Here is a 26,855-nt window from a genome sequence, read left to right on the forward strand (position 1 = left end):
GAGAGGGGGAGAGTGGGGGAGTGGGAGAGGGGGGGAAAGAAGAATTATTCTCCTTGCCTCCTTGTCCTCCTTGTCCTCCTTGTCTTCCTTGTCCTCCACTCCCCCACTCCCCCCCTCCTCCACTCCCCCCCTCCCTCACCTACAGTGCTTTATTACCAGCAGGAGAGGTTGCTTTGGAACAATGGCAGAAGTTATGGGAACAGGGATATCGCACGTTTAAGTGGAAAATTGGAGTGTATGCGATCGCTTGTGAACTGAAAATTTTTGAGTTACTCACTCAAGCTTTACCACCAGATGCAAAACTGCGATTAGATGCAAACGGGGGACTCAGCTATGAAGATGCAAATTTATGGTTGTGGACTTGCGATAATATTCCGGCAAATAATCGAAATCAAGTACAAATTGAATTTATCGAACAACCGCTACCTATAGATCAATTTCTCTTAATGTTGGAATTGTCTGATTGCTATGAAACGAAGATAGCTTTAGATGAATCTGTTGCCACACTAAAACAACTTGAATGCTGTTTAAAACAAGGTTGGCGAGGCATTTTTGTCATTAAACCTGGGATAGTCGGTTCACCATTTCGTCTGCGTCAGTTTTGCCTTTCTCATAAAATTGATGCTGTATTTTCATCGGTATTTGAAACTGAAATTGGCAGACAAGCTGCACTTAAGTTAGCAGCGGAATTATCTCAACATCATCGCGCAGTTGGGTTTGGTGTTAACCATTTTTTTGAGCAAGAGAAGGATAATTGGCTTCAAAATCTATGGAAATTTTAGATTATATCAAAGGTCAAAATGATTATTGGCTCATTGGTAGCGATCGCTTTCATTTTCAACAATTATTTGAAAAGTTGTATTTAGAATTATTAACATACAAAACACCACAAAAAATCCTCTTAGCTGAACGCGAACCTGTGCGGTTTTTAGCAGGCTTTATTGCCGCTTGTGCAGCTAATTGTCGTGTTTTTCTTTGTAACCCCGACTGGGGAAAACAAGAATGGCAAGAAGTATTTAATTTAGTCCAACCAAACCTCATTTTAGGAGATGGAGATTCGGGAGGATGGAGCAAAATTGTTTATGTTCCCCTTCGGGGTTCTGAAGTCGCTCATGGGGGAGACCCCCAAGACCGCGCTGGCTTACCATTACCTATGCCTTCTTCTCAATTACCGATTCCCAATACAATTATGATTCCCACAGGTGGTTCATCGGGAAAGATTAAATTTGCCATCCATACTTGGGACACCCTCATGGCATCTGTGAAAGGATTTACCGAATATTTTCAATTAAATCAAGTAAATTCTTTTTGTGTCTTACCGCTATATCACGTCAGCGGTTTAATGCAATTTATGCGTTCCTTTACCACTGGTGGCAAACTCGCTATTTTCCCCTTTAAACAAGTAGAATCAAGTCCAATATATCATCTTGAACCATCGGAATTTTTTATATCTTTAGTTCCAACACAATTACAACGTCTTCTACAAAACCCAGATTTAACAGCGTGGCTATCCCAATTTAAAACAGTACTTTTAGGAGGTGCCCCAGCTTGGAATGAACTTTTAGAAAAAGCGAGATTTTCCCGCATTCGATTAGCACCAACTTATGGTATGACAGAAACCGCTTCCCAAATTGCCACAGTCAAACCCGACGATTTCCTCAATGGTAAAATTAGCAGCGGTCAAATCCTCCCTCATGTCCAAATAACAATTTGTAATGAAAAAGGTGATATTTTAAAGTCAAATCAAAAAGGAAATATAATTATAAAATCTCAATCATTAGCCCTTGGTTACTATCCAGAAATTTGGAAAAATCAGGATTATTTACAAGTTGATGATTTAGGCTTTTTAGATAACGACGGTCATTTAAATATTGTTGGACGTAGCAGTAATAAAATCATTACTGGTGGTGAAAACGTCTACCCAATCGAAATTGAATCAGCCATCAGAGCAACACAAATGGTAAACGATGTTTGTGTAATAGGCATCCCAGATAAACAATGGGGACAAGCGATAACAGCCATTTATATACCCAAAAAAGCAGAGATATCTAGCTTAGAAATCCAAAAAATACTCAAAGATAAACTTTGTAAATTCAAAATTCCCAAACACTGGATTCCCGTTTCGACATTACCTCGTAACACTCAAGGCAAAATCAACCAGCAACAGTTACAAGAAATAGCAACAAATGTACTTCAAATGTACTTCAAATCTCCTCCAAATAATAATACCAATTCTCCATAATGTTACGCTTTAGCTGCTGTCTCACAAACCAAGCCCACCTACCTGGGCTAATTAAGCCCATTCTTATGAAGAAACGCTATAGCGGTTTGCAATTGAATCCAATACACTCTGACCTCTCCCCAACCCCTCTCCTACAAGGAGAGGGGCTTTTTCCCCTTCCCTTGTAGGGAAGGGGGTAGGGGGTTAGGTTTGTATTTCACTCAACCGAGAAACGCTATAAATAAGATTCGAGTAAGAATAGAGGCTGCTTTCCTTATTCTTATTTAGAAGACATCAAGAAAAACAAATCTGCTGTTGGTAAAAAAGCTTGGAAATTATTAAATGATGGTAGATTCAAAAAATAGATGTGGAGAATTTGGTATGAAAGCTGAAAATGCAGATAAAGCAGAATCTTTTTACATTGCGATAATTCTGTATAAATCAACTTCAGATAAACCTGATTATCAACCTTTGTACCAAGAAAGCTTTGTTTTAATCAAAGCCAATTCTCTAAAGCGAGCAAAAGCAAAAGCTTTGAATCATGGCAAGAATGAAAGTGTCAGCTATACAAATGAGAATGGAGAAACTATTACTTGGTCTTTGCAGCAAGTAGTAGATGTGAATTCAGTTTTGTATGATGACTTTGATTCTGCTGAGGATGCTATAGATTTATATGCTCGACATTTTCGCAATTATGAAGCTTACCATTCATTTGAGTCATTTTTGTCTAAAGAGCAACTTTAGGATTTACGCATTATCTGCGGTTCGTTTCCAACCATTTTACTATCTCACCCGATAACTCCTTTTTACTTCTACTACTGACCTCAATACAAACGTGCCGAGTAACTGCCTTAGCAACCATTACATCATCAACTACAACTTCATAAGCAACTTCAAACTTATCAACACCGACTTTTTGCGGAATCAAGCTAATAGTTAACTTATCTCCACAATACATCGGACGAAAAAAATCTACATCAGCGTGAACAATGGGAAAAGCCACAGATGTATTGCTAAAAAAATCTTTCAGATTAATACTTGATGCTTCTAAAGATGCTTCATAAGCTTCATGACAAATAGACAAAACATTGGCAAAGTAAACTACCCCAGCAGCATCAGTATCTGAAAATCGAACAGTGCGGTTATAAGTAAACGGCATATTTGATAATTAGCGAAAAATATAGCAGGCTTATAATCTGCTACCAAAAATGATTTTACGCCAATAACAACAGTTACAGCAGATTGCGTTGTTATTAAATACACGTAGAGACGTAGCACTTGGTAGTCTCTACAGGATTTTGGGTTTTAGCCATGTACCTCCTGCAACCTGAAATTTGCTGTATCAATTTAATGGGTAATAAATATCTTCAGAGTAGGGATTGAGGTAAGGACGCTGTAAATCTACATTTAGCTCTGTAAAGTGTTGAGCGATCGCTTTCATTTTTTCCTCAACACTATCATCACCTTTTTGCCAAGCTGACAACAAAGAAGAAGCGACAATTTGACAACGATTCATGCCAAAATTATCTTGTGCGGCAAATTTTTGGCTTGGTTCTTCAGCTAAACTCAAACCAGGGGCTAAAAACTTGGTAAATAAAGGTATTTCTGGCTGAAAATAAGATTTATGCTCCCAATAAACAGCTTGAAGTACTTTCCGAACCGCTGGATAGTCATTGCGTTGAAAATATAGCACCCCACAGTCATAACGTTCGTATACACAAGGGTTGTAGAGAACTTGAAAGTTAAAGAAAATCTCAGCCGCGTTTAATTGTAAGGTGAGACTATCCATAAGAGCGATCGCTCCTTCTGGATTTAAATTAAAATAAATTCTTAGCAGATCCAAATCAACGTCTGGATTATTGCTAACTGCTAAATAATAATTGTTTTGCAGTCTATTTTTTGGCATCCAAATTTCTACAAACTTACCAATTTTGGCAGATTCTATACTTGGTTGCATCGGCGAGTTATACTCAACATGCAATGTCAAACCGTCTTTAATCACTACCAGGGTACCATCAGGTTCTTGCCGCAAAACTTGCCAACCGAAATCAAAATAACCTACACCGTGATTACTAGCATCTAATCGTTCGTAAAATTCCGAATCATTACCGAAATTATAATTGTTTTCTAAAGTTTGGTGTGGTAATAAATTAGCTGGTTTAGCATTTAGTGCCAAAATGTTTTGCAAAGAGCCATTGTAATAAATTCCGTAAATAAAATTTCGCAGTAGCAGAGTCAGATATTTACGCTGCAATGCGGGCAGATTTTTTTGAAATCTGTCTGCTACTTTTTTTGGCAAGGCAAACGGTTGATAATTGGGATGAATAATGCAAAAGTTGGACTCAATTTTAATATTGCTGGCAATGTCAAACAGAGAATCTAGCAGTTGATTGGTAGGAGTATATAGCATTTTAAAATGTAGTAAGCGCTCTTTGCGCTTTCAAAGATGAGCGGTAAACCGCTCGCTACGAACTTAACATCCACGCAGACGAATTTTTGGGTAATAAAGATGAGCGGTGAACCGCTCGCTACGAACTTAACATCCACGCAGACGAGTTTTTGGGTAATAAAGACGAACCAAATTCTGCTTGCTTTCTTCTTGAGGCAACTTTTCTAATTTGGCAACAGGTTTGAGTATTTCCGATTCAGAAATACCGAAAACAGTTAACAGAGCTTGCTGTGGCATGGTGAGTAGATTTTTGGCAATCTGAAGCATTGAGATGCTGATATTATCAAAGTATTTATGGTACTTAATCGTTGCCTCAATTTGATGCATTAGTGCTAAACCCGCAAACTGAATAACACGCAACAAAAAATCATTACGGTACTCTAAAATATTGGGGAAGGCTTTGAGATAAGCTTGAATTAGGGCAAGCATTGAAGGTTGAAGAGCTAAGAGCGGTGTCACCGCCAATTGCAAAGATTCTTCTAACTCAATGGTAGGATCTACCACCAGGCTGTCTAGCCAAATTTTTAAATAGCTTGCCAGTAAAGTTCCTAAATCAAAGGCTGGATCTCCCCAGGCACATGCTTCCCAGTCAATGAACCGGACGATGGCATTATCTAGATGTTCCCACCTGGAATGGATCAAAATGTTGTCTAATTTCAGGTCGTTATGAGTCAAGCAGCAAGGTTGCCAATCGCTTGCTAAGTCTCCAATTGCTGATTCTAAATTGTCGTGGCGCTGATAGAGTGCATAAAATTTCAGCGCAGGAGTGGGAACCATGCCAAAAATCTCAGGTGCGATTGACTCGATTCCTTGTGCCGGATTGTTGAAGTGATAGCGAAACTGTCCTTCGGGAGCAGTTGCCAAAAAATTGCGATACTCACGACGGTTGAATGTAGCACGATGCAGCGCTCCTAAGGTGTCACCAATGGTAGTAGCGATCGCTTGGGGGAAAACATCGTTTTGTTGATAATAATTCCCTAGTTCCTGATACTCACTTAAGTAGTTACGAATCAGGATTGAGTTTTCCTCATCAAAGTGCAGCACTGATGATGCGATCGCTCCGATGTTACCAATGACTGGAAACTGCTCAAGAAGACAGTGAAACAGCCACTCATTGAAAAATTGCTCTTTTCCATCATTGTTAGTGCCCAGTTCCTGCTTAACCAGCAGTTTGCGATTATCTGCTAGAGTAACCAGCAAATTTAAGTTTTTGCTACTCTCAGGTAACTCAGAATTGTCAGATGCCCCATCTTCTGAGCTACACAGACCTGAGGAACGCAGATACTGGATAACGTTATGAGAAGACAGTGAAACTACCATGTATTATTTCCTAATTCCTAAAATTGAAGACCGTAAATCACTTAGATCCAGATTGGCTTAACTTTTATAGCTCGTGGTAGACAGCAATAACACTGGAAATATTAATAACGATGATTACAATCTACTAATATCCGATTCCTAAAAGAAAAACCTGCCAAAATGGCAATTCTGTCTTTATTATTCCTTTAAATTTTGCTGACAAAAATACTAACTTATTTACCTGATTAAGCATTTTTACTGTAATTGATATTTAGTTTTGTCGTTAAGCTTTTGCTGTTGTTCACTTTCCGGCTTTCTGGGGAATCAAGAAAAATTCACGGCTTAATTTTTCACTTTGCAATAAAAGCAAGTGCGAAGTCAACCGTTTTTGAGATGATTTCGCACTTGTTTTTAGTATTTTCAACTGCTCACCGCGCAATTCATCCCCGCAAATCGCTATAACCTAGATAGGGCAAGTCACTCACGGAGTTTGCCCTATGACCAACGCGATCGCTTCGTTTTCCTCTACTTTTGAAAATTATTTTTTTAAGCCACATTTTTACCATCATCCCAAAATAACGATTAAGCTACGGTTTTTAACTAATATCCCCAAAAAAACAAATATTTGCTCATGAACTGAATCACAAGCAAAAACTGATCGGTACGAAATGTTGATTGATATTATGCTGCCATTTATATTCATTTACAATAAGATATATCCGTGACATAAATCAAGTGATAAGTTTTAATTCTCTTATATAGAGCAAAACCGATATAAATGTTAAGAAATTTCAATTGACAGTCGGCAATCTGGAAATACTTACGTATCTAGCTAGAGTGCAGCGGTTACACAACTGACTACCCACCACTTACCGCATATCGGGGGAAAGGGAAAGGGGCAAAGGGTAAGAAAATGTCATAGACATCTCCAGAAAATACGTAGAGACGTTGCATGTGCTAGGTCTGTTGGGTTCAGGCTACGCATAATTAATTTTTGGAGATGTCTAATACGCATATTTAAATAATTCTTTATTTTCATTCCCTTTCCCCTTTCCCTTCTTCGGTAATATAAATGTACTAATAAAGGTATACTAACTAAAAAGAATTATGCAGGTGAAAAAAATATCTTTGCATCTGCCTCTGCTACTTTATTCTTAATGTCATAAATTGATTCACCATCACTGCCAAGGTCAGTACACCGAAAAACAGCATCAATCCCGCCGGCATAAACTTGCGTGTTTTAGCCAGTCGCAATGCAAAAACAACTACTAAAACAGCAGTGACTAAAGCTGCTAAAATCAAACCCCATATTGTACCTTGAAATTGGAGGTAAGCGGCAAAAAGTAGTAATACACCACTAATGCAGCCAAAACGCAGAGAAACTTTACTAGTAGAACGGATGTAACCAATGAAGCCACCTACCATCGCTAAAATACCGTAGCCAAGAGAAGCAATAATACCTAAATTCATTGTGAAAACCTATGTAGATTTTGATGCGTGCTGCAAACCTCGGCAGACAATTTACCATAGCTCTTTAGCTACATCAGGATAGTTAATTGATGGATAATTAAGCAATGTCCACAGCAAGTAATTCGTTCCAGACAAAGGTTCAGTTCCTCCAGCGTCAAGCAGCGTCTCTATTAATCTACCAATCCGTCCTCCAAGGGGAAGTGAGTATAGCTTTTTTGGAATTATTGCAAACTATACGATATCCAGAAGCGGATGCACGCAGTTGTCTCCAAGCTTACGGCAACTACTTTAAGTGCTTGGCTGCGAGAAATCAAAACTGGGAGGAATATTTAATTATGCAAATTCTCAGAGATGAGAATCCATTTTCTCACCTTGCTCAACAGCAAGAATTTGAGAATTTGCCTCCAGCTTTAATTGCAGCGACTCAGCATGATTTACAAGCGTTGCAAAGTCTTTATGAATGTAGTAGCGCATTTTTGAGCGAATGGGTACAAGCTGTGGCTCATCTAGCTGTTTCACCAGTAGTGTGGTATGAGGAGCAACTTACTCTTATAGAAGAAACGAACGAATCGCTGCTAATAGCGAAACTGCACCACTTGGAAGATTGGGCTGATGCAATAGAAGATGTAGCTGCTTATTATCGCGAATTTGGTACGGGTTTATTTGCCGAATATAGTGCTTTGCGCTATTGCGACGGACAATTTATTGGCATTGCACATGCCGATCCGGTAAAGTTAAGCGAATTAGTTGGTTATGAGTCTCAGCGAGACGCTTTATTAAAAAATACAGAATTTTTGTTAGCAGGAGAGGTAGCGCTGCACGTATTACTTTATGGTAGTCGCGGTTCGGGGAAATCTTCTTTGGTGAAAGCTTTGTTGAATGAGTACGGCAAGCGTCATTTGCGCTTGCTAGAAGTGGCAAAATCAGATTTGAAAGACTTACCACAAATTGTGGAAAAGTTGCGCTCTGTGCCACAGAAATTTATTATTTTTGTCGATGACCTTTCTTTTGAGGAAGATGACGACGCTTTTAAAGCGCTGAAAGTAGTATTAGAGGGAAATTTAACTGCGCGATCGCAAAACGTAGTGGTGTACGCTACTTCTAATCGTCGGCACTTAATTCGCGAGTTTTTCGCCGATAGACCCACTCAATCGGATAATGATGAAATCCATGCTTGGGATACGATGCAGGAGAAGCTTTCGTTTAGCGATCGCTTTGGTCTAACTTTAACCTTTGAGCCTGCCGATCAGAAAACTTATTTAAACATTGTCCGACATTTAGCCACACAAGCCGCAATTAACATTGACTCAGAAGATTTAGAATATCAAGCTTTACAATGGGCAACTCGTCACAACGGTCGGTCTGGAAGAACAGCACGACAGTTTATTGATTTTTTGAAAGCAGATTTGGCACTTGTTGCCTCAAACAACCAGACATAAGTAGTTTACATGAACTGCCTATAGTTGAATGCCTGAAAATTTACCCTTCCCCCTTTCCCCTTCCCCAGAAATACCTATTCTGAAAAATTGACTAAACTAAAAACAAGCAATATGCAATCAGCAATGGTAAGTAATCGATTTTTGCTTTTAGGTATAGTTGCCTTTAGTGTGAGTTTTGGTCTTAGCCTCGTCCCAACTTGGGATTTTAGTAAAGCCTTTCTCACAGCTACAATTACTGTCATAGCTAGTTATGCAGCAGCATTATTTGTCGATAATATCCGCAGAAATCATGAAATGCTCGTTTTGGGTTCTCTCCACAAGCGAATAAAAGAGCTTGAGGGCTTAAAGTCTCGTCTTGTCAGAGAAATCAACCAAATTGAAGAGCATCGTGCCTTATTGTATACAGAGTCCAATCAACTGCAAAATCAAGTATCAGAACGTCGCAACCAAAGAGACAGTTTAAATCGAGAATTAGGCGGTTTTGTTGGGCAAAAAAAACAGTTAGAAGCCGAAATAAGCTTAATTAAAACAGAGCTTAATCAGCTCGACAAAAGTAAAGCCGAGCTAAATAATTCATTTTCGGCTCTCACAGCAGAAAAGCGTCGTCTAGAATTAAATTCCAACGTATCCCGAGCCGAAATAACTAAACTGCAAACTCAAATTAGCGAACTCCAAGAAGAAAAGCAAGACACTGAAAGCAATTTAACTTTGTTAGACAGGCTCAAACCTCAGCTAGAAGAAAGACTTTACGAATTGCGAGTTGAACTGCAAGATTTAGAAAATCAGGTAACTCAGCACAATGAATTAATTTTAAATAAAAAATCCGAAAAAGAAAATACAGAAGCTAGTTTAAATTTATTACAAACCCAAATAAAAGAAAAAAGAATTGAATTAAATCACTTACAAGAGCAATTTTTATTATTGCAGCAAGAACGCGATTTGTTACAAAATCAAGTTTGGGAATTACTCCAACAAACCGAAACATACAATCAGCAACAGTTCACCGAAAACGAAGGAGAAGAAGATGTAGATTTATTTCCTTTTTCTGACTTAATAGATTTAGAACCAATATCTAAAAATACATCCGATTTACCCCAAGAATGGACTAAATTATTAGAACAGCTACCAGCTTATGAAATACAAGTGTTAAAAGCGATAGTAGAACAAGAAAATCCCAAACCTGCTATTAAAAACATTGCCGAAAAAAATATTACTATGCCAAATTTGTTAATTGATTCTATAAATGAACGTGCTAATGATACAATTGAAGAATTAATAATTGATCCAAACTTGGAAACTCCCGAAATTTATCAAGAGCATATAACAAACGTGAAAAAAATCATTGCCATATATGAATTAACGACTAGACAACCTCCATCAAACTAAGTTACTCTTGCCATCATCACAATTATATCTTTGACGTTTATAGCGGTTTTTAATTGGGTGCAATACATCAAAAAAATCATGAACTACAGATAAACAAATATACAGCAGATTTCACTCCTATTGAGGTACATGACTAAAACCCAAAACCCTGTAAAGACGTTACGAAAGGAACGTCTTTACTACGTGTATTTAATAATAACGCAATCTGCTGTATGTACTCGAATCGGCTGAGAACCGCTAGAAAATAAAGTGAGGTGAAGTGCATGGCAAAAGTTAAAATCTCGAAAAAAATATCTACTGCTTTAATCAACTCTTTGAGTGCTGGAGTAGTACCAAGATTTGGACTAGAACATATAGCAGTAGGTCGAGAAAAAGAATTAAAAAGCCTATTACAAAATCTTGACGATATTGGAGAAGGTGTAGCCGCATTTCGCTTTATAATTGGTAATTACGGTTCAGGTAAAAGTTTCATCCTGCAAATGATTCGCAACCGTGCTATGGAGCAAAATTTTGTCGTAGCTGATGCTGATTTATCTTCCCAACGCCGACTTGCAGGAACAAACAACGAAGGTTTGGCAACTTATCGAGAATTAATGAGTCGTCTAGCGACAAAAACTCGTCCTGATGGTGGTGCTTTAGTCTCAATTTTAGAAGGTTGGATTAATAAAATTCAACAAGAAGTAGCTAAAGATAGCGGAATGCGTCCTAATGATGAAGGTTTTGATGATAAAGTTGAAACGAAAATTAGAGAAGTAGTTCAGTATATTGAAGATTTAGTTCACGGCTTTGATTTTGGTACCGTCATTGTTGCTTATTGGCGCGGTTACAGGCAAGATGATGATGAATTAAAAAATGCTGCATTGCGGTGGTTGCGAGGCGAATTTAACACTAAAACTGAGGCAAAAGCTGCTTTGGGAGTGCGCGTAATTATTGATGATGATAGTTGGTATGACTACATCAAGTTAATCGCTAAATTTGTGGCGGAAATTGGCTATAAAGGACTTTTAGTTTTGCTTGATGAAGTTGTGCATATATATCAAATATCCACTACAGTTACTCGCGAAAAAAACTATAACAGACTTTTAGCAATGTTTAACGACACCATGCAATGCAAAGCAGAACATCTTGGTATTGTTATCGGTGGAACTACAAAATTTTTAGAAGACCCAAATCGCGGACTTTTTGCTGACCCGGCTTGGCGAAGACGCACTAAAGAAAGCCGTTTTGTTCAAGCTGGTATTCAAGAATATTCGGGACCGGTGATACGGCTAAATCCGTTGACTGAAGATGAAATACTCACGCTTTTACAAGGGTTGGCGGAAATTCATGCTCTTAATTTTGGTTATGAGAAGGCTTTAACAAATCGTGAATTTAAGGACTTTATTCACGAAATTGTCAATCGTTTGGGTGCAGAAGCATTGTTGACTCCTGGCGAAATTGTCCGGGATTTTATTAGTGTGTTGAATATCCTGTACCAAAATCCACAAATTTCTTTTAGTAAATTGATTCATGGTTCGGATTTTAAGTTAACTGCTGTGGGTAAGAATACAGATGTTGATGATGAGGATGTAGCAGAATTTAGTTTGTAAGCTGGAGAAAATTAAATAAACTCAAATACAGCATATTTCAGGTTTCGGAGGTACATGCATAAAACCCAAAACCCGCTCTGAGACGTTCCGATGGAACGTCTTTACGTGTATTCAATAAAAACACAATCTGCTGTAAGTCTGATTTTTGATACAATCGCCTATGCTAGATAGATTAAATTTTGTCAAATTATGAGCGAAGTTTTAGATACTTTTTCCAGACTTGCGCCTTTTATCCAAGAATATATTTATCATCACAACTGGAGTGAATTACGACCAGTTCAAATTGCTGCTTGCAAAGTGATTTTTGACACTGATGCTCATTTGCTAGTTGCTGCTGGCACAGCTTCGGGGAAAACGGAAGCTGCGTTTCTGCCGATTTTAACTTTATTATATGAAAATCCACCGCAAACTATTGGCGCATTATATATTGGTCCGATTAAGGCTTTAATTAATGACCAATTTGCACGCCTTAATGATTTGCTAAAAGAAGCGGATATTCCCGTTTGTCACTGGCATGGGGATGTTTCGCAAAGTCGAAAAAAACAGCTTTTCAAGAATCCTAAGGGTATTTTGCAAATTACGCCGGAATCTTTAGAAAGCTTATTAATTAATAAAAATAATGAGTTGATGCGTTTATTTGGTGATTTACGGTTTGTCATTATTGATGAAGTTCACGCTTTTATGGGTTCTGAACGCGGTTGTCAGATTCTTTGTCAGTTGTCACGTTTGCAAAGTTTGACGCAAACGCAACCCCGAAGAGTTGGTTTGTCGGCAACTCTTGGTGATTATTCGATGGCTGAAGAATGGTTGGGTTCGGGAAGTGATAAGTTGGTGATTACTCCGGAGATTGAGGGGGGAAAAAGGCAAATTAAGTTGGCTTTGGAACATTTTTATGTTGGTGATGGGGAGTTAAGAGAAACGAACCGCAGAGGCGCCAAGGAAGCGGAGGGAAGAGGGGAGAGAGATGGAGGTGGGTATGAGGAATATGTTTTTAATCTTAGTAAGTGTCGTAAGTGTTTGATTTTTGCTAATAATAAAAGGCAAACTGAATCTATTATTGCTTCTTTGCGAGAATTTGCTGGGAGTGAGGGATTAGCTGATATTTATCATGTGCATCATGGTAGTATTTCTGCTAGTTTGCGGCAAGCGGCTGAAAATGCGATGCGTGAGGTGGATAAGCCTGCTGTGACTGCTGCAACTTTGACGTTGGAGGTGGGGGTTGATATTGGTCATTTGGAGAGGGTTATTCAGTTAGAATCGCCTCCTTCTGTTGCTAGTTTTTTACAGCGTTTGGGACGCAGTGGTAGAAGAGGTGCTGCTGCTGATATGCGGTTTGTTTGTACTGAGGAGAAAGTATCGGTGGAAGCTTCTTTGGAGGAGCAAATTCCTTGGCAACTTTTGCAATGTATTGCGATTATTCAACTTTATTTGGAGGAGCGTTGGATTGAGCCGATAAAGCCGATTAAATATCCTTTGAGTTTGTTATATCATCAGACTCTGAGTATTTTAGCAGCAAGGGGTGAAGTTTCGCCTGCTGGGCTTGCTAAACAGGTTTTAAGTTTACCAAGTTTTGGTGCGATCGCGAAATGCGGCGCCTCGCCGCCGATCGCACTGGAAGATTTTCGGCTATTGCTTCGTTATTTAATTGATATTAATCACGTTCAGCTAACTGAAGAAAATAAGTTAATTCTCGGTTTGGCTGGGGAAAAGGTGGTACGTAAATTTCAATTTTATGCTGTTTTTCCTGACAATGAGGAATATGTTGTTAAGCACGCAACTATGGAAATTGGTAGTATTGTTATGCCTCCCCCAATCGGTAATCAATTCGCTTTGGCTGGGAACGCTTGGGAAGTTTTAGAAGTTGATTTCAGAAAAAAGATTGTTTTGGTTAAGCAAGTAGAGGGTAAAGCGAGTATTTTCTGGCGCGGTGGTAGCGCAAATATCCATACAAGAATTTTACAACGAATGCGGCAGGTTTTGCAGGAAGATATTGAATATAGTTATTTGCAAAAAAATGCGCTGAAGCGGTTGCAGAAAGTTCGGGAATTAGCGCTAAATTCTGGCTTAGATAAACAAAATATTCTGCTTTTAGAAAATAATAAATGTTGTATTTTTCCTTGGATGGGTACGGTTGCTTATCGCACTTTAGAAAGATTGCTTAATTCTTGCTGTCGGGAATCTTTAGAAATTAAAAGTATTGGTGGTGTTAATCCCTATTTTTTGACTATTAAGTTAGGTAAAGATAAATTTCAGTATCTTTACGATGAAATTGTGTCGTTATGTACAAGAATTACCGCTGAGGATTTATTAGCTGATGGGGAAGCACCAGAAATTCAAAAGTACGATCGCTTTATTCCTCACTCAATTTTGCGGAAAGCTTTTGCCAGCGATTATCTAGATATGGAGGAACTTAAACAGCAAGTGAAGAAATGGTAATTTCTTCAATAAACCATTATACGCTAGAATAGGCTATCAGTAATCCTACTGAAAATTTGGGGATGGCTATGACATCTCTGTTAGAGCGACTTAGTGCAGAACGACAACGCCGATTTGTAGGACGTCATTTTGAGCTTCAATTATTTCAACAGGCGATCGCATCTCCACAATTACCTTTTCATATTTTGCACGTTTTCGGTCCCGGTGGTGTGGGCAAAACGAGCATTCTCAATCAATTTGCTCAAAGATGTCAGCAAATTAATGTACCACATTATTACGTAGAAGCACGTAATTTGGAACCAGTCCCAGAATCTTTCCTAAGCGCCTTACGTTCATTAACAAGACTGAATGAATTAGATTCTCCTCTCCAGTTTTTAGCGACTCAACAACGCAATGTTGTACTTATTGATACTTATGAAAACATTGCTACCCTTGATGAATGGTTGCGGGAAGAATTCTTACCCCAATTATCTGAGAATACCTTGATTGTTCTCGCCGGACGCAATCCGCCCTCTTCCCCTTGGCACAGCGATCCGGGATGGCAAGCTTTAATTAATACTTTGTCTATACGCAACCTGAATCCAGAGGAAAGTCAAACTTACCTTAGCAAACGAGATATTCCTCTGGCGCAGCATCGGGCAATTCTCGATTTCACCCACGGACATCCTCTAGCATTATCGTTGGTTGCTGATGTGTTTGCCCAAACACAGGAAATTTCTTTTCAACCAGAATCGGCACCGGATATTGTCAAAGTACTTTTGGAAAGATTTATTAAAGAAGTACCGACACCGACACACCGCATGGCACTACAAGCTTGTGCTGTGGTACGCATAACTACCGAAGCATTACTTAGACAGATGCTAGGTTTGCCTGAAGTTCACGATTTGTTTGAGTGGTTGCGGGAATTGTCGTTTATCGAATCAGGGCAATTAGGTTTATTTCCTCACGATTTGGCGCGAGAAGTCTTGATTGCAGATTTGCGCTGGCGGAATCCAGACTTTTACGCTCAATTGCACCATCAAGCGCGAAGCTACTACAGCACCCGTTTGGGGCAAATTCAAGAAAAAGAAAAGCATCGAGTGTTATTTGATTACATTTTCTTACATCGAGATAACCCAGCAATTCGTCCCTGTTTCACTTGGGGTGAACATAGCAGTTTATTGAGAGACTCGCTGCAAGAAAGTGACAAAAGTACGTTGCTGGGGATGGTAAAGCAATATGAAGGGGAAGAATCAGCGAAAATAGCCGCACATTGGTTGGGGCGTCAACCGCAGAATGTGGTAATATTTCGCTCGCAGCAGCAAATAGCCGGATTTGCGATGATGATAGCGTTGCACGAAGCTAGTAGCGACGATTTGAAAGTTGATTCTGCTGCTTTGGCTTGTTTGTGTTACCTACAAACTCATGCACCATTACGTCCTCAAGAAGGTGCAACGATATTCCGTTTTTGGATGGCGTCGGATACTTATCAAGCTGTTTCTCCTACCCAAAGTCTGATTTTTATCAATTTTGTCCAGTATTTTCAGAGTACTCCCAGACTTGCATATACATTTTTACCTTGTGCGGAAGCAGATGCTTGGACACCAATGTTAAGCTATTTCGACTTAATGCGACTTCCAGAAGTTGATTTTGAAGTCGGGGGACGGCGTTATGGTGTTTATGGACATGATTGGCGAGTAGTTTCACCGACAGCTTGGCGCGAACTTTTGGCAAAAAGAGAAGTTGCAGCTGATGCAGAAATTGAAGCTAGCACTTCAGTTAGTCAGCCGATGTTAGTTCTCAGTCGAGAGGATTTTGTCGAAGCGGTGCAAAATGCATTACGTAATTTTACTCGTCCCGACACTTTGCAGAATAATCCCTTAATGCGATCGCTAATTTTAGACGAACAAGTTGTACTTGACACACCAGGTGAGAGTACTTTGTACACGCTCCGCGATCGCATCACCACTTTGCAAACTCTCCTCAAACAAGCTGCGGAATCTTTACAAGATTTTCCCCGTGATGAAAAATTATACCGCGCTGTTTATCGCACTTATTTAAATCCCGCCCCTACCCAAGAACAAGCAGCAGAGTTACTCGATTTGCCCTTCAGTACCTATCGCCGCCATCTCAAAGCCGGGATGATCAGAATTGCAGATATTCTTTGGCAACGAGAAATTAGTTAATAATTAAATAAAGCACACTTTATTTTGCACTTATGCTACTAATAAGCTAAATATAAATACGTATACAGCCAGAATCTCGATCAATTTTTGACAAAGTTGTTTTGTGTTGTGACAAGCGATCGCCTCACCACTTTCCATTCCCCAGTAAGGTTTAATAGTTAATTGTAGAAGTGTTGAGATTTATTTAAGAGCGCATGATGAAATTTTCACGACTGCTAGTTAGCTTTGTTTTAGCTATGGTTTTGTTTGTGTTTCCTTTGTCTGCACAAGCAGCAAGTTCTTCTAGTATCACCCGTTCCGTTGGTGATCCAGAATTCAAGGGCAAGGATTTTTCTGGTCAAAGTTTAGTCGGGGTTGAGTATACCAATGTCAATCTAGAAAAAGCAAATTTTAGTAACGCTGATTTACGTGGTGGGGTTTTTAATGGTTCGGTATTGAAACAAGCGAATTTACATGGAGCAGATTTTAGTGAAGGAATAGCTTACGTGCGACTCGTTCTAGCGTGAATCCATAGCGCTAGGTGAGAACGTCGGAGAAAACTCCGATATTCCATAACTGATTCACCGGATGTAGGTGCAAGTCCTACCCTTTAAAGGATAAGTGACTCCCGACCTGACCACACTGACTGAACTCGGTTTTCAGAGGGTGAAGCTGGTAATAGGACGCAATCAGAGACTTAAGCAGATAGGTCGCACTGGCGTTAATGGGGAGATGGTATGGATAAACTAGACCTAGAAAAGCGTCTTAATTCTACCCCAGTAATCTGAAGAGCATACTGGTTTCACATTCAACTCTCACGACTGCATGTAGGCACAAGTCGTAATCCTTGAGGGGAATGTAGGCGAAGTGGTCTGTCCTAACCCATCAAACAATCCATGAATCGGAACGAGTAAAAACGATGATGAAGTCTAGGGAAAGCGTTGAAACCCAAAGTAGGTATGACGAGATACGGAATTCTTCACATCGGGTAGGACGAAGCGTAATTGCTTCGAGGTAATCAGAACACAAAACACGGAGTAGAGAATGGTTAGACACAGCAACGATGCTAGTGAACTTTGGAAAAATATACCTTGGCGAAAGCTGAGAAAGAATATTTTTCGCCTACAATGTCGCTTGTGGAAAGCTATTAGAGCCAATGACCGGAAACGGGCTTTGAGTCTTCAAAAGCTAATACTGAAATCCCGCTCTTGCAGATTACTAGCTATTCGTCAAGTCACTCAGTTAAATGCTGGCAAGAAAACCGCTGGTATCGACGGCAAAGCCGGACTCAGCTTCTCTGAAAGATTGGAACTAGAAGAAACGCTACGTTTAAACGTTCAAGAGTGGAAACATAGCAAACTTCGGGAAATCCCAATCCCTAAGAAAGACGGCACAACTCGGATTTTAAAAGTCCCTAATATCTGTGACCAAGCGTGGCAGTGCTTAGTCAAATATGCTCTAGAGCCTGCACACGAAGCAACTTTCAACCCTCGTAGTTACGGATTCAGACCGGGACGCTCTGCCCATGATTGCCAAAAATTCGCATATTTGAACTTAAGTTCTAGCGCCAATGGCATCACAAAAAGAATCCTAAAACTAGATATTGAAAAATGCTTCGACACGATAGACCAACCTTTCCTTATGTCCCGCATTATTGCTCCACAAAGCATTAAAACGGGAATATGGAAATGCCTAAAATCTGGCATTAATCCTAATTACCCAGACCAAGGCACACCTCAAGCTGGAGTTGTCAGCCCATTACTTGCCAACATTGCGTTAGATGGAATTGAAGAAATTCACCCAAGTTTGCGTTATGCAGCTTCTATGGTATTTTTCCTCAAACCCAATGATAACGCACAACTGATACTAGACAAAATAACCAAGTTCTTAGTAATTCGCGGATTAAACGTAAAAGCGTCAAAGACACGTCTCGTATCCGCAACAGATGGATTTGACTTTCTGGGTTGGCGATTCGTCGTTCAGAAAAACGGAAAGCTTTATACTTACCCTTCAATGGATAACTATAAAGCATTCCGAGCTCAAGTAAAATTCATTGTCAACAACTCTAATTATGGGGCACGAGTAAAAGCTGAGAAGTTATCACCAATCGTCAGAGGGTGGAGAAACTATCACAGGTATTGCAAAATGGATGGTTCTAGATTCTCCCTTTGGTATCTGAGTAACAGGACTTTTAAAGTCTTTAATAAAGAATCAAAGATTAATCGATACGAAGCCCAAACGTTAGTAAAGAATGCCTTCCCCGCAGTGCCATATTCCGAGAATAAGCATATCAACGTTAAAGGGGACTACTCACCGTTTAATGGTGACATTGTTTACTGGAGTCAAAGGGAATCCAAATACGACGACGGTACAACAGCAAAAGCTTTGAAAAAGCAAAACCATACTTGTGGTAACTGCGGACTTAAGTTCGTAGGGGATGAAAGGATTCACCTTCATCATATAAATGGTATACACAGTGATGGGAACGCCAAGAATTTTGTCGCAATCCATCAGTCGTGTCACCAATATCACCACATGAGCAAAAGCAGAAGCTAAGATTATCGGGAGCCGGATGCACAGAAATGGGCACGTCCGGTTCTAACTGAGAGGTGCGGGAAGATAATACTCCCCATCGACTCAACCCTAGTAGACTTTAAAGGTGCTGATTTAAGTGATGCGATTTTGACAGATGCAATGATGTTGCGTTCTAGTTTTAGTGATGTTGACATCACCGGTGCTGACTTCACTAATGCTGTTCTTGATGGTATTCAAGTGAAAAAACTTTGCGCTAAAGCAAGTGGTGTAAATTCTCACACTGGTGTGGAAACTCGCGAGTCTTTAGGATGTAGGTAGTCAGAATAGAGACGTTCCAGTGGAACGTCTCTAGGAAAAATTAAACTGAACTGAGTTGTTTTTCGGCAACAAACTGGGGATTTGCTTCTGGACTATCAGCTTCAGAAGGAGGAACCAACTGCCAAAACTTGGGTAAGAATTCTTGCCAGTTTTGCAAAATCATCTTCGCTTTTGGTGAATTAGTGCGATCGCCATGTGCTTTGATTAATTCTTGCAGTTGCTTTTGGGCAGCTTCGGTAATCACCCGCTGAAGTTTGACGATTTCCCGGTTAACTAATTCCGGGAATCCACCCTCTTCATCTAAGAAATACCCAAGTCCACCAGTCATCCCGGCAGCGACGTTGCGTCCAACTTTACCCAAGACGACAATTACACCACCAGTCATGTACTCGCAGCAGTGATCTCCTGCACCTTCAATGACTGCTGTACCTTTAGAATTACGCACCGCAAAGCGTTCTCCAGCTAGACCATTGGCAAACAACATTCCACCAGTAGCACCATAAAGACAGGTATTGCCAATTATCACATTTTGTGCTGGGTCATAAGTGGCAGCAGCGGGGGGTTTGATAATGATTTCACCACCGTGCATCCCCTTACCTACGTAGTCGTTTGCCTCTCCTTCTAAGGTTAAATTCATGCCTGGGAGATTAAATGCACCAAAGCTTTGTCCGACACTACCTTTGAAGTTCAGGTTAATTTGCCCTGCAAAGTTATTGTCGCCGTATTTCGATGCGATCGCTCCCGCTAATCTGGCACCGACTGTTCTATCTGTATTGACTATTTTCCAACTCTTTGTCACAGTCGATTGCGTGTCAATGGCAGCTTGAATATCTGCATCCGCTAACAATTCGTCATCCAAAACCGCACCGTTGCTGTGAACTTCTTCATGCTGCAACCAGCTACGGTTTTCTTTCGTGTCGGGTAACTTCAGCAAGCAGTCGAGATTTAGCGATCGCGTCTTGGTTAGCTTAACGTTTTCCCGCTCTTTCAATAAATCGGCACGTCCAACGATTTCTGAAAGCGTTCGATAACCAAGTCGTGCTAACAGACTCCGCACTTCTTCGGCTACAAAATAGAAGAAGTTGACAACGTGTTCTGGCATCCCAGTAAACCGTTTCCGCAGTTCTTCTTTTTGGGAAGCGACACCCACAGGGCATTTGTTGGTATGGCAAATCCGCGCCATAATACAGCCTTCGGCAATCATCGCAATGGAGCCGAAACCGAATTCTTCACCACCCATCAAGGCACCGATTACCACATCCCAACCGCTCTTAAAGCCCCCATCAACGCGCAAAATTACGCGATCGCGCAAACTATTTTCCATCAACACCCGATGCACTTCACTTAATCCGAGTTCCCACGGAGAACCAGCGTGTTTAATCGAACTTAAAGGAGATGCGCCCGTGCCGCCATCGTGACCGGAAATCTGAATGATATCGGCGTTTGCCTTTGCCACACCAGCCGCAATTGTACCGATACCAATTTCCGCAACCAGCTTCACCGATACCTGTGCTTTCGGGTTAATTTGGTGCAAATCAAAAATCAACTGAGCCAAATCCTCAATCGAATAGATATCGTGATGTGGTGGGGGTGAAATCAGCGTTACTCCAGGCTTAGAACGGCGTAACATGGCAATGTAAGGACTAACCTTTGTCCCTGGAAGTTGTCCCCCTTCACCCGGTTTTGCACCTTGAGCGATTTTGATTTCAATTTGTTTAGCGCTCATCAAATACCCAGGTGTCACCCCAAAGCGTCCGGATGCGACTTGCTTAATGGAACTGCAAGCAGTATCCCCATTCCGCAAACCTTTCAGGTGCGGTAAAGTTGGTGAGTTACCATCTTCTACATCATCTAGAACTTTAAAGCGTACCGGGTCTTCGCCACCTTCCCCAGAATTAGATTTTCCGCCAATTCGGTTCATGGCGATCGCTAAAGTTTCATGAGCTTCCCGTGACAAAGCACCTAAAGACATACCGCCGGTGCAGAAGCGCTTGACAATCTCAGTTATCGATTCGACTTCTTCAATGGGAATTGATTGGCGATCGCTTTCCAAGTCTAGCAAGTCACGCAACGCCGTAATCGGTCTTTCTTGCAAATATTTCTTATATACCTCGTAATGGTCATAAGCAGTTTTGCCCGATGCCCCGTTTTCTTTGACTTTAGCCACGCCTACAGCATTATGCAGCGCTTTTGCCAATTCCGGACTGTTCATGTGATACTCACCACCCGGACGGTACTGTACAAAGCCTAAATTTTCTAGTTTTTTAGTTGTCAGTTCCGGGAAAGCCTTACAGTGGAACGAAAGCACCTCTGTCGCGAGTTCGCTGATACTTAAACCACCCACGCGAGAAGTTGTACCATAAAATCCCAACTCTAATAAATCTTGACCAATGCCGATCGCCTCAAAAATTTGCGCTGCTTGATAACTCGATAGCAGAGAAATTCCCATTTTTGAGAGAATTTTCAACAAACCTGCTTCTACTGCTTTGCGATAGTTCCCAAAAGCTTCCTCTAAAGTGAGGGTTGTAATTGTACCACGCTCCATAGACTTTTGCGTCTTCGGTTCTGACCACCAATCGCGCACAGTATCCAAAGCCAGATAAGGACAAACCGCACCAGCACCGTAGCCAATCAGACACGCAAAATGATGCGTACTCCAACACTGAGCCGTATTCACCACCAAGGATGCTTTCATTCGCAACCCTTCGCGAATTAGGTGATGGTGTACCGCACCCACCGCCAACAAAGGGGGAATGTAGGTGTATTCTGTACCAATGCCGTGACTTACCTTATCACTCAAAATTAAAATCTTCGCACCAGCTCGCACCGATTCCACAGCTTGTGCTTGTAAAGCCTTCACTGCTTCTTTCAGCCCATCTGGACCTGCGGCAATTTCAAACAGCGTTGACAACTCAGCCGTAGCAAATCCCGACAGCTTAATTGCTGACAACTCTGCTGTATTCAACACGGGAGATTCTAACTTCAACCTTCTAGCATATTCTGGCTTCGCATCTAATAAATTACCCCGTTCACCCAATTCTACTTTCAAAGACATCACCAAACTTTCCCGCAAAGGGTCAATTGCCGGGTTTGTCACTTGAGCAAAGCGCTGTTTGAAATAGTCGTACAGCAAATGGGGTTTTTCTGACAGCACCGCTAGAGGTATATCATCCCCCATACAGAACGTCGCTTCCTTCCCATCCATTGCCATTGGCTGAATTACCATTTCTACATCTTCTGTGGTGTAACCAAAAGCAATTTGATGTTGCAATCGGGATGAGGTTCCCCCACCCGTACTGTCAATATTATTGATTGTAGAATGTCCGTTCCCGTTGGCGTTTGGATGATGTCCGTTGCCATTAACAGACGATTCACCGACCAACGACTTAATATCTTGACGATACTTTTGCAGCCATTCTCCATATGGCTGCTGTTTAGCGATGCGCTGTTTAATTTCCCAATTTTTCAGCACTTCATGACTTTCTAAATCCACGGCAATCATTTGCCCAGGTCCGAGTCTGCCTTTCTCGATAATATCGGCTTCTGGAAAGTCCACTACCCCAGCTTCGGAAGCGACAACGATATAATCATCTTTGGTGATGCAATAACGAGCTGGTCTTAAGCCATTGCGATCGAGTGTTGCACCGACTTTCCGACCATCCCCAAATACCAAAAGTGCTGGACCATCCCAGGCTTCTTGCAGACCGCTATAGTATTCGTAAAAATCGACAATTTCCGGGAAATTACTTAAATCAGGTTGATTCTGATAAGCCTCTGGAACCATAATCATCAAGGCTTCCAGTGGGCTGCGTCCAGACTGCACCAATAACTCAACTACGTTATCTAAAGTTGCAGAGTCACTGTTATCGATGTGAACAAAAGGCTTGAGTTCTTCTAGGCGATTTTCCCATACTGGATGATTCAAGCTGGCATCTCGCGCCATCATCCAATTGATGTTACCAAATAGCGTGTTAATTTCACCGTTGTGACCCAAAAGCCGCATTGGTTGCGCTAGGGGCCATTTGGGCATAGTGTTGGTACTAAAGCGGCGGTGATATACTGCCCATGCGCTCTTAAAAGCCGGATTTTTTAAATCCAGATAAAACTCTCCCAATACAGCAGAACGCACCATGCCTTTGTAGACAATTGTCCGACTAGACAACGAACAGATGTATAAATCTTCCCAAATATGTTTTACAGCTTTGAAAATCCGACGACGGGTAACATACAATTGTCGTTCTAATTCATCGCCGCTTTGATCGGAAGCTAGCAAAACTTGTTCAATTTGGGGTTGATTTTCTCTTGCTTGTATCCCCAATATATTAGATTGCACCGGCACTACTCGCCAGCCCAGTACAGTCAATTTTTCTGACTTAGCTATTTCCTCAATTATTGCCTTACATGAAAGGGCTGTTTCTGGATCTTGTGGGAGAAATATCATCCCGACAGCAATATTTTTGCTAGAAGCGAGTTCTACACCTTTTGCAGCAAAGTCAGCTTGGAACAACTCCCAAGGAATCGCTGTCAATATTCCCGCACCATCACCGGAATCTTGGTCTGCACTACAACCACCCCGGTGCTCTAAGCAAGTTAAAGCAGCTAAGGCTTTAGTCACAATTTCATGGCTAGCGTGATTTAGTCGATGAGCGATAAAGCCCACACCACAAGCATCTCGTTCTTCTACTAACCATCGAGGACCAAGGTTGTTACACCTTGAAGACGTATCCGAAAATGTCATTTTTTGGTCTTGATTCATGGGTTGATTATTCATATTTTATTGCTGATAACTTGAGTTATGAATTTTGCCACTACTGGGAGAAAAAATTTCTAACATTTAAAAATGCAAAAATAGAGATTTAGCTAAAATTAGGAAAAAAAAATCTAACTTCAGGTTTCTTTTTTGGTTCCCCCGTGTTAAACTAATTGCTTTATTTTTTTGTGCTTATTTTTTTTATCCAGAATCAACAGTCTTTTATTTATATCGTGAAGCTATGTATTTTCTCAATTAGCTGTTTTTAAATCAAAGCTACTTTTTCGGTATAGTCTTTCTCGACTGACCTGGAACAAAACTAGTTTTTAAAGGTTCACTGTTTTTAAAGCTGAAATTCTTTATATTTAACAACATTTAGCAGCGTATTATAATATATGCCCATTTGACAATTCCTAAATCTCTGTTGCTATTGAAATTTTGGCGTTTCTACCCATTGCCACCTGTGTTACTGCCACTACTACCTCCCTTAAGTTGCAACCATCCTTACGGATGCAACACTTAATCCAACTTTAATCACCAAGACTACACTTGTCGTCTGGTTAGCTTAAAGTCTTAGTCAACACACTTAAATACAGTGGTTTTGGTAGGGAAACTACTCGTTTAATTTTATAAAATACAACACTCTAACATATAGAGTATCACGTTGTAGTTCCAACTGGATGTCAGGATTTTTTGATATTAAGAAACATTAGTTAATTTCTATTGTCCGTAATAGTTTTTCAAATTACCTAGTAAGTTATGGTGAAAATGCTCAATTTTTGCCGAGAAGAAGACCGTAAAGCTATTGCTAATAAGGGCAATAGAAAAAAAAATTCAACTTTCGTCATGCCAATAATTTCCACAATACTGTGCTTATATGCTACCTTTCCCACTCTTGCCCAGCAGTCTCCAATAGAAACCAAATTAGCACCAGTTTTGACTCAACAGTTACCCCCACCTCCTTTAACAGGGGTGGTCTCTTATGGTAATCAAATTTTCCTCAATGGTCGTACCTTACCAGGTATTTGGTTACAAAAACGTTCTAAATCAGGCTCATTTAGCACTTATTTAAGTGATGGAGCACTCAGGCAATTAGTTGGAGTAGATTTTTTAAACAGTAGCAATCCCAGCAGACAGCCAGTACAGTGGTTTTCGTCACTCACCAAGCCAGTAGTTTTAAGCAGCGTCTTAGCAGGAGGATATCGGTATTTAGATATCACTAATTTTGCGAAAACATCTCAATGGCAGATGCAAGTTAATGGCAACACATTGGTGATTTCCACCCCAGCCACGAAAGTCACAGATATTAGTCAAAGTCCGCAATATTCAACTGTCGGCGTTGCCCCTCTTCAACAGGCTCCCATCGTTGTAAATTTAGATCACCCTACTGCTTGGCAAATTAGACAAGAGTTACCAATTAAAAAAGCGCTGCCACCCGACCCCGATACAGTCACACCCAAAAGCTCTGCACCGCCAAACAGACAGTGGATACTTACCTTAGATGGCATAGCCGATCCGATTTTGTTGCAACGCTATACTCCCCCAGAACCAGCACCAGCACCACTACAGCTGCCAAATTTTCTCAAACAATTACTACCAGTCATAATACCAGCCCCTACCCCGGAAACAACCCCAGAGCCACTTATTCAACAAGTGGAAGTGGTCAACAACCAAACGATAATTCATTTGAGCGTCCCCTTTGGTCTAGCGCCCCGGATAAGTACTATACCAAACCCCGATCGCCTGATAATCGATATTCGCCCCGATGCATTGGTAGAAAAAGATATTACTTGGGCACAGGGGTTGCGCTGGCGACAGCAGATTGTCAATTTAGGCACAGAAAGATTTCCGGTTGTTTGGTTAGAAGTTAATCCCCGCACCGTGGGACTAAAGCTGAAACCAATAATAACCAACCTCAATACTCTTACAGGGAGTGCCCCTTTAATTCAAACAGCGCAACAATACTTAGCCGTAGCTGGAATTAATGGTGGTTATTTTAACCGCAATAATCGATTACCCTTAGGTGCGATTCGTCGGGATAATCAATGGTTATCTAGTCCAATTCTCAACCGAGGAGCGATCGCTTGGAATGACTCCGGACAATTTTACTTTGGTCGTCTCACCTTGGCAGAAACCTTAACCACCTCCAATAACCAACAGCTACCAATTCAATTTGTCAACAGTGGCTACGTTCAAAGTGGTATCGCCCGCTACACCCCCGTTTGGGGAACCTACACCTTCCTTACCGACAACGAAATCATTCTCGTCGTCCAAAATAACCAAGTTACCAATCAGTTCTTAGGCGGCAAAGCTGGTGACACTACTATCCCCGTCAATATTCCCCAAAATGGCTACCTGCTAGTCTTGCGCGGTAACGCCGCGAGTAATGCCAATCTATTGCCTATTGGCACCACCTTACGCATCTCCAGCGCCACCACTCCCGTTGATTTTAGCCGTTACCCCAACATTGTCGGCGCAGGACCACTACTAGTACAAAATAATCAAATTGTCCTCGATGCCAAAGCCGAAAAATTCAGCGATGCCTTTATTGCTGAAAAAGCTATTCGCAGCGCCATCTGCACAACAGCAACAGGCACAGTAATGATTGCTGCCGTGCATAATCGCCCAGGTGGTGCCGGTCCCACCTTGACAGAACATGCCCAATTGATGCAGCGTATGGGGTGTGTGAATGCCCTCAATTTAGACGGGGGTAGTTCCACCAGCCTGTACTTAGGAGGACAATTACTCGATCGCTCCCCCAACACAGCTGCCCGCGTCCACAACGGAATCGGTATTTTTCTCCAACCCCGATGAGGGAG

At 40.9% G+C, this 26,855-nt stretch carries 17 protein-coding genes; 12 read left to right on the top strand and 5 right to left on the bottom strand.

The window, feature by feature from the left end; translation table 11 throughout:
* The 3 genes from OGM63_RS16020 to OGM63_RS16030 form a co-directional block, all read left to right on the top strand.
* Positions 1 to 782, top strand: a 782-nt coding sequence (locus tag OGM63_RS16020; protein WP_263746590.1) for an o-succinylbenzoate synthase, incomplete at its 5' end; no start/stop codon positions are given.
* Positions 755 to 2,242 carry a 2-succinylbenzoate--CoA ligase gene (locus OGM63_RS16025; protein WP_263746591.1) on the top strand — a complete coding sequence of 496 codons (1,488 nt, stop codon included), beginning with the start codon at positions 755 to 757 and terminating at the stop codon, positions 2,240 to 2,242. The genes OGM63_RS16020 and OGM63_RS16025, both read left to right, overlap by 28 nt.
* 360 nt (positions 2,243 to 2,602) lie before the next feature.
* Positions 2,603 to 2,965: a DUF4288 domain-containing protein gene (locus OGM63_RS16030; protein ID WP_263746592.1), complete on the top strand. Its 363-nt coding sequence runs from the start codon at positions 2,603 to 2,605 to the stop codon at positions 2,963 to 2,965.
* A 10-nt stretch (positions 2,966 to 2,975) separates the two neighbouring features.
* Here the strand turns inward: OGM63_RS16030 and OGM63_RS16035 are convergent, their stop codons facing one another.
* From OGM63_RS16035 to OGM63_RS16050, 4 genes are all read right to left on the bottom strand, one after another.
* Positions 2,976 to 3,380 carry an acyl-CoA thioesterase gene (locus OGM63_RS16035; RefSeq protein ID WP_263746593.1) on the bottom strand — a complete coding sequence of 135 codons (405 nt, stop codon included), beginning with the start codon at positions 3,378 to 3,380 and terminating at the stop codon, positions 2,976 to 2,978.
* A 183-nt stretch (positions 3,381 to 3,563) separates the two neighbouring features.
* A complete protein-coding gene (locus OGM63_RS16040) occupies positions 3,564 to 4,631 on the bottom strand; it encodes a T3SS effector HopA1 family protein (RefSeq protein ID WP_263746594.1) in 1,068 nt (355 codons plus the stop codon).
* A gap of 126 nt (positions 4,632 to 4,757) precedes the next feature.
* Positions 4,758 to 5,990: an aminoglycoside phosphotransferase family protein gene (locus OGM63_RS16045; protein ID WP_263746595.1), complete on the bottom strand. Its 1,233-nt coding sequence runs from the start codon at positions 5,988 to 5,990 to the stop codon at positions 4,758 to 4,760.
* Positions 5,991 to 7,112: 1,122 nt separating this feature from the next.
* Complete coding sequence (locus tag OGM63_RS16050; protein ID WP_263746596.1) at positions 7,113 to 7,439, bottom strand: TMEM14 family protein; 327 nt, start codon at positions 7,437 to 7,439, stop codon at positions 7,113 to 7,115.
* A gap of 104 nt (positions 7,440 to 7,543) precedes the next feature.
* Here OGM63_RS16050 and OGM63_RS16055 point away from each other — a divergent pair, with 104 nt between their 5' ends.
* From OGM63_RS16055 to OGM63_RS16090, 8 genes are all read left to right on the top strand, one after another.
* Positions 7,544 to 8,878 carry an ATP-binding protein gene (locus tag OGM63_RS16055; protein ID WP_263746597.1) on the top strand — a complete coding sequence of 445 codons (1,335 nt, stop codon included), beginning with the start codon at positions 7,544 to 7,546 and terminating at the stop codon, positions 8,876 to 8,878.
* Positions 8,879 to 8,989: 111 nt separating this feature from the next.
* Positions 8,990 to 10,264, top strand: a complete 1,275-nt coding sequence (locus OGM63_RS16060; protein WP_263746598.1) for a tellurite resistance TerB C-terminal domain-containing protein — start codon at positions 8,990 to 8,992, stop codon at positions 10,262 to 10,264.
* A 263-nt stretch (positions 10,265 to 10,527) separates the two neighbouring features.
* Positions 10,528 to 11,853 carry an ATP-binding protein gene (locus tag OGM63_RS16065; protein WP_263746599.1) on the top strand — a complete coding sequence of 442 codons (1,326 nt, stop codon included), beginning with the start codon at positions 10,528 to 10,530 and terminating at the stop codon, positions 11,851 to 11,853.
* Between the two features lie 189 nt (positions 11,854 to 12,042).
* Positions 12,043 to 14,289 carry a DEAD/DEAH box helicase gene (locus tag OGM63_RS16070; protein WP_263746600.1) on the top strand — a complete coding sequence of 749 codons (2,247 nt, stop codon included), beginning with the start codon at positions 12,043 to 12,045 and terminating at the stop codon, positions 14,287 to 14,289.
* A gap of 68 nt (positions 14,290 to 14,357) precedes the next feature.
* Positions 14,358 to 16,454, top strand: coding sequence for a P-loop NTPase family protein (locus tag OGM63_RS16075; protein ID WP_263746601.1), 2,097 nt, complete (start codon positions 14,358 to 14,360; stop codon positions 16,452 to 16,454).
* Between the two features lie 194 nt (positions 16,455 to 16,648).
* A complete protein-coding gene (locus OGM63_RS16080; protein WP_263746602.1) occupies positions 16,649 to 16,960 on the top strand; it encodes a pentapeptide repeat-containing protein in 312 nt (103 codons plus the stop codon).
* Between the two features lie 517 nt (positions 16,961 to 17,477).
* Positions 17,478 to 18,989, top strand: coding sequence for a group II intron reverse transcriptase/maturase (locus OGM63_RS16085; protein ID WP_263746603.1), 1,512 nt, complete (start codon positions 17,478 to 17,480; stop codon positions 18,987 to 18,989).
* A 75-nt stretch (positions 18,990 to 19,064) separates the two neighbouring features.
* Positions 19,065 to 19,286, top strand: a complete 222-nt coding sequence (locus tag OGM63_RS16090; RefSeq protein WP_375340491.1) for a pentapeptide repeat-containing protein — start codon at positions 19,065 to 19,067, stop codon at positions 19,284 to 19,286.
* A 40-nt stretch (positions 19,287 to 19,326) separates the two neighbouring features.
* On the opposite strand, the gene gltB is transcribed toward OGM63_RS16090, so the two are convergent.
* Positions 19,327 to 24,042 carry a glutamate synthase large subunit gene (gene gltB / locus OGM63_RS16095; protein WP_375340492.1) on the bottom strand — a complete coding sequence of 1,572 codons (4,716 nt, stop codon included), beginning with the start codon at positions 24,040 to 24,042 and terminating at the stop codon, positions 19,327 to 19,329.
* Between the two features lie 762 nt (positions 24,043 to 24,804).
* On the opposite strand from gltB, the gene OGM63_RS16100 reads away from it, so the two are divergent.
* Positions 24,805 to 26,850, top strand: coding sequence for a phosphodiester glycosidase family protein (locus tag OGM63_RS16100; protein WP_263746605.1), 2,046 nt, complete (start codon positions 24,805 to 24,807; stop codon positions 26,848 to 26,850).
* Positions 26,851 to 26,855 lie beyond the last annotated feature (5 nt).

This window comes from Plectonema radiosum NIES-515 (genome assembly GCF_025753815.1).
Classification (GTDB): Bacteria; Cyanobacteriota; Cyanobacteriia; order Cyanobacteriales; family Nostocaceae; genus Hassallia; species Hassallia radiosum_A.

Excerpts from the sequence above, each read along its gene's own strand:
- OGM63_RS16035 (WP_263746593.1), bottom strand. The coding sequence starts at position 3,380 with ATGCCGTTTACTTATAACCGCACTGTTCGATTTTCAGATACTGATGCT.
- OGM63_RS16060 (WP_263746598.1), top strand. The coding sequence starts at position 8,990 with ATGCAATCAGCAATGGTAAGTAATCGATTTTTGCTTTTAGGTATAGTT.
- OGM63_RS16080 (WP_263746602.1), top strand. The coding sequence starts at position 16,649 with ATGATGAAATTTTCACGACTGCTAGTTAGCTTTGTTTTAGCTATGGTT.
- OGM63_RS16070 (WP_263746600.1), top strand. The coding sequence starts at position 12,043 with ATGAGCGAAGTTTTAGATACTTTTTCCAGACTTGCGCCTTTTATCCAA.
- OGM63_RS16065 (WP_263746599.1), top strand. The coding sequence starts at position 10,528 with ATGGCAAAAGTTAAAATCTCGAAAAAAATATCTACTGCTTTAATCAAC.
- OGM63_RS16030 (WP_263746592.1), top strand. The coding sequence starts at position 2,603 with ATGAAAGCTGAAAATGCAGATAAAGCAGAATCTTTTTACATTGCGATA.
- OGM63_RS16085 (WP_263746603.1), top strand. The coding sequence starts at position 17,478 with ATGGTTAGACACAGCAACGATGCTAGTGAACTTTGGAAAAATATACCT.
- OGM63_RS16045 (WP_263746595.1), bottom strand. The coding sequence starts at position 5,990 with ATGGTAGTTTCACTGTCTTCTCATAACGTTATCCAGTATCTGCGTTCC.
- OGM63_RS16040 (WP_263746594.1), bottom strand. The coding sequence starts at position 4,631 with ATGCTATATACTCCTACCAATCAACTGCTAGATTCTCTGTTTGACATT.
- OGM63_RS16055 (WP_263746597.1), top strand. The coding sequence starts at position 7,544 with ATGTCCACAGCAAGTAATTCGTTCCAGACAAAGGTTCAGTTCCTCCAG.
- OGM63_RS16100 (WP_263746605.1), top strand. The coding sequence starts at position 24,805 with ATGCTCAATTTTTGCCGAGAAGAAGACCGTAAAGCTATTGCTAATAAG.
- OGM63_RS16050 (WP_263746596.1), bottom strand. The coding sequence starts at position 7,439 with ATGAATTTAGGTATTATTGCTTCTCTTGGCTACGGTATTTTAGCGATG.
- gltB (WP_375340492.1), bottom strand. The coding sequence starts at position 24,042 with ATGAATCAAGACCAAAAAATGACATTTTCGGATACGTCTTCAAGGTGT.
- OGM63_RS16075 (WP_263746601.1), top strand. The coding sequence starts at position 14,358 with ATGACATCTCTGTTAGAGCGACTTAGTGCAGAACGACAACGCCGATTT.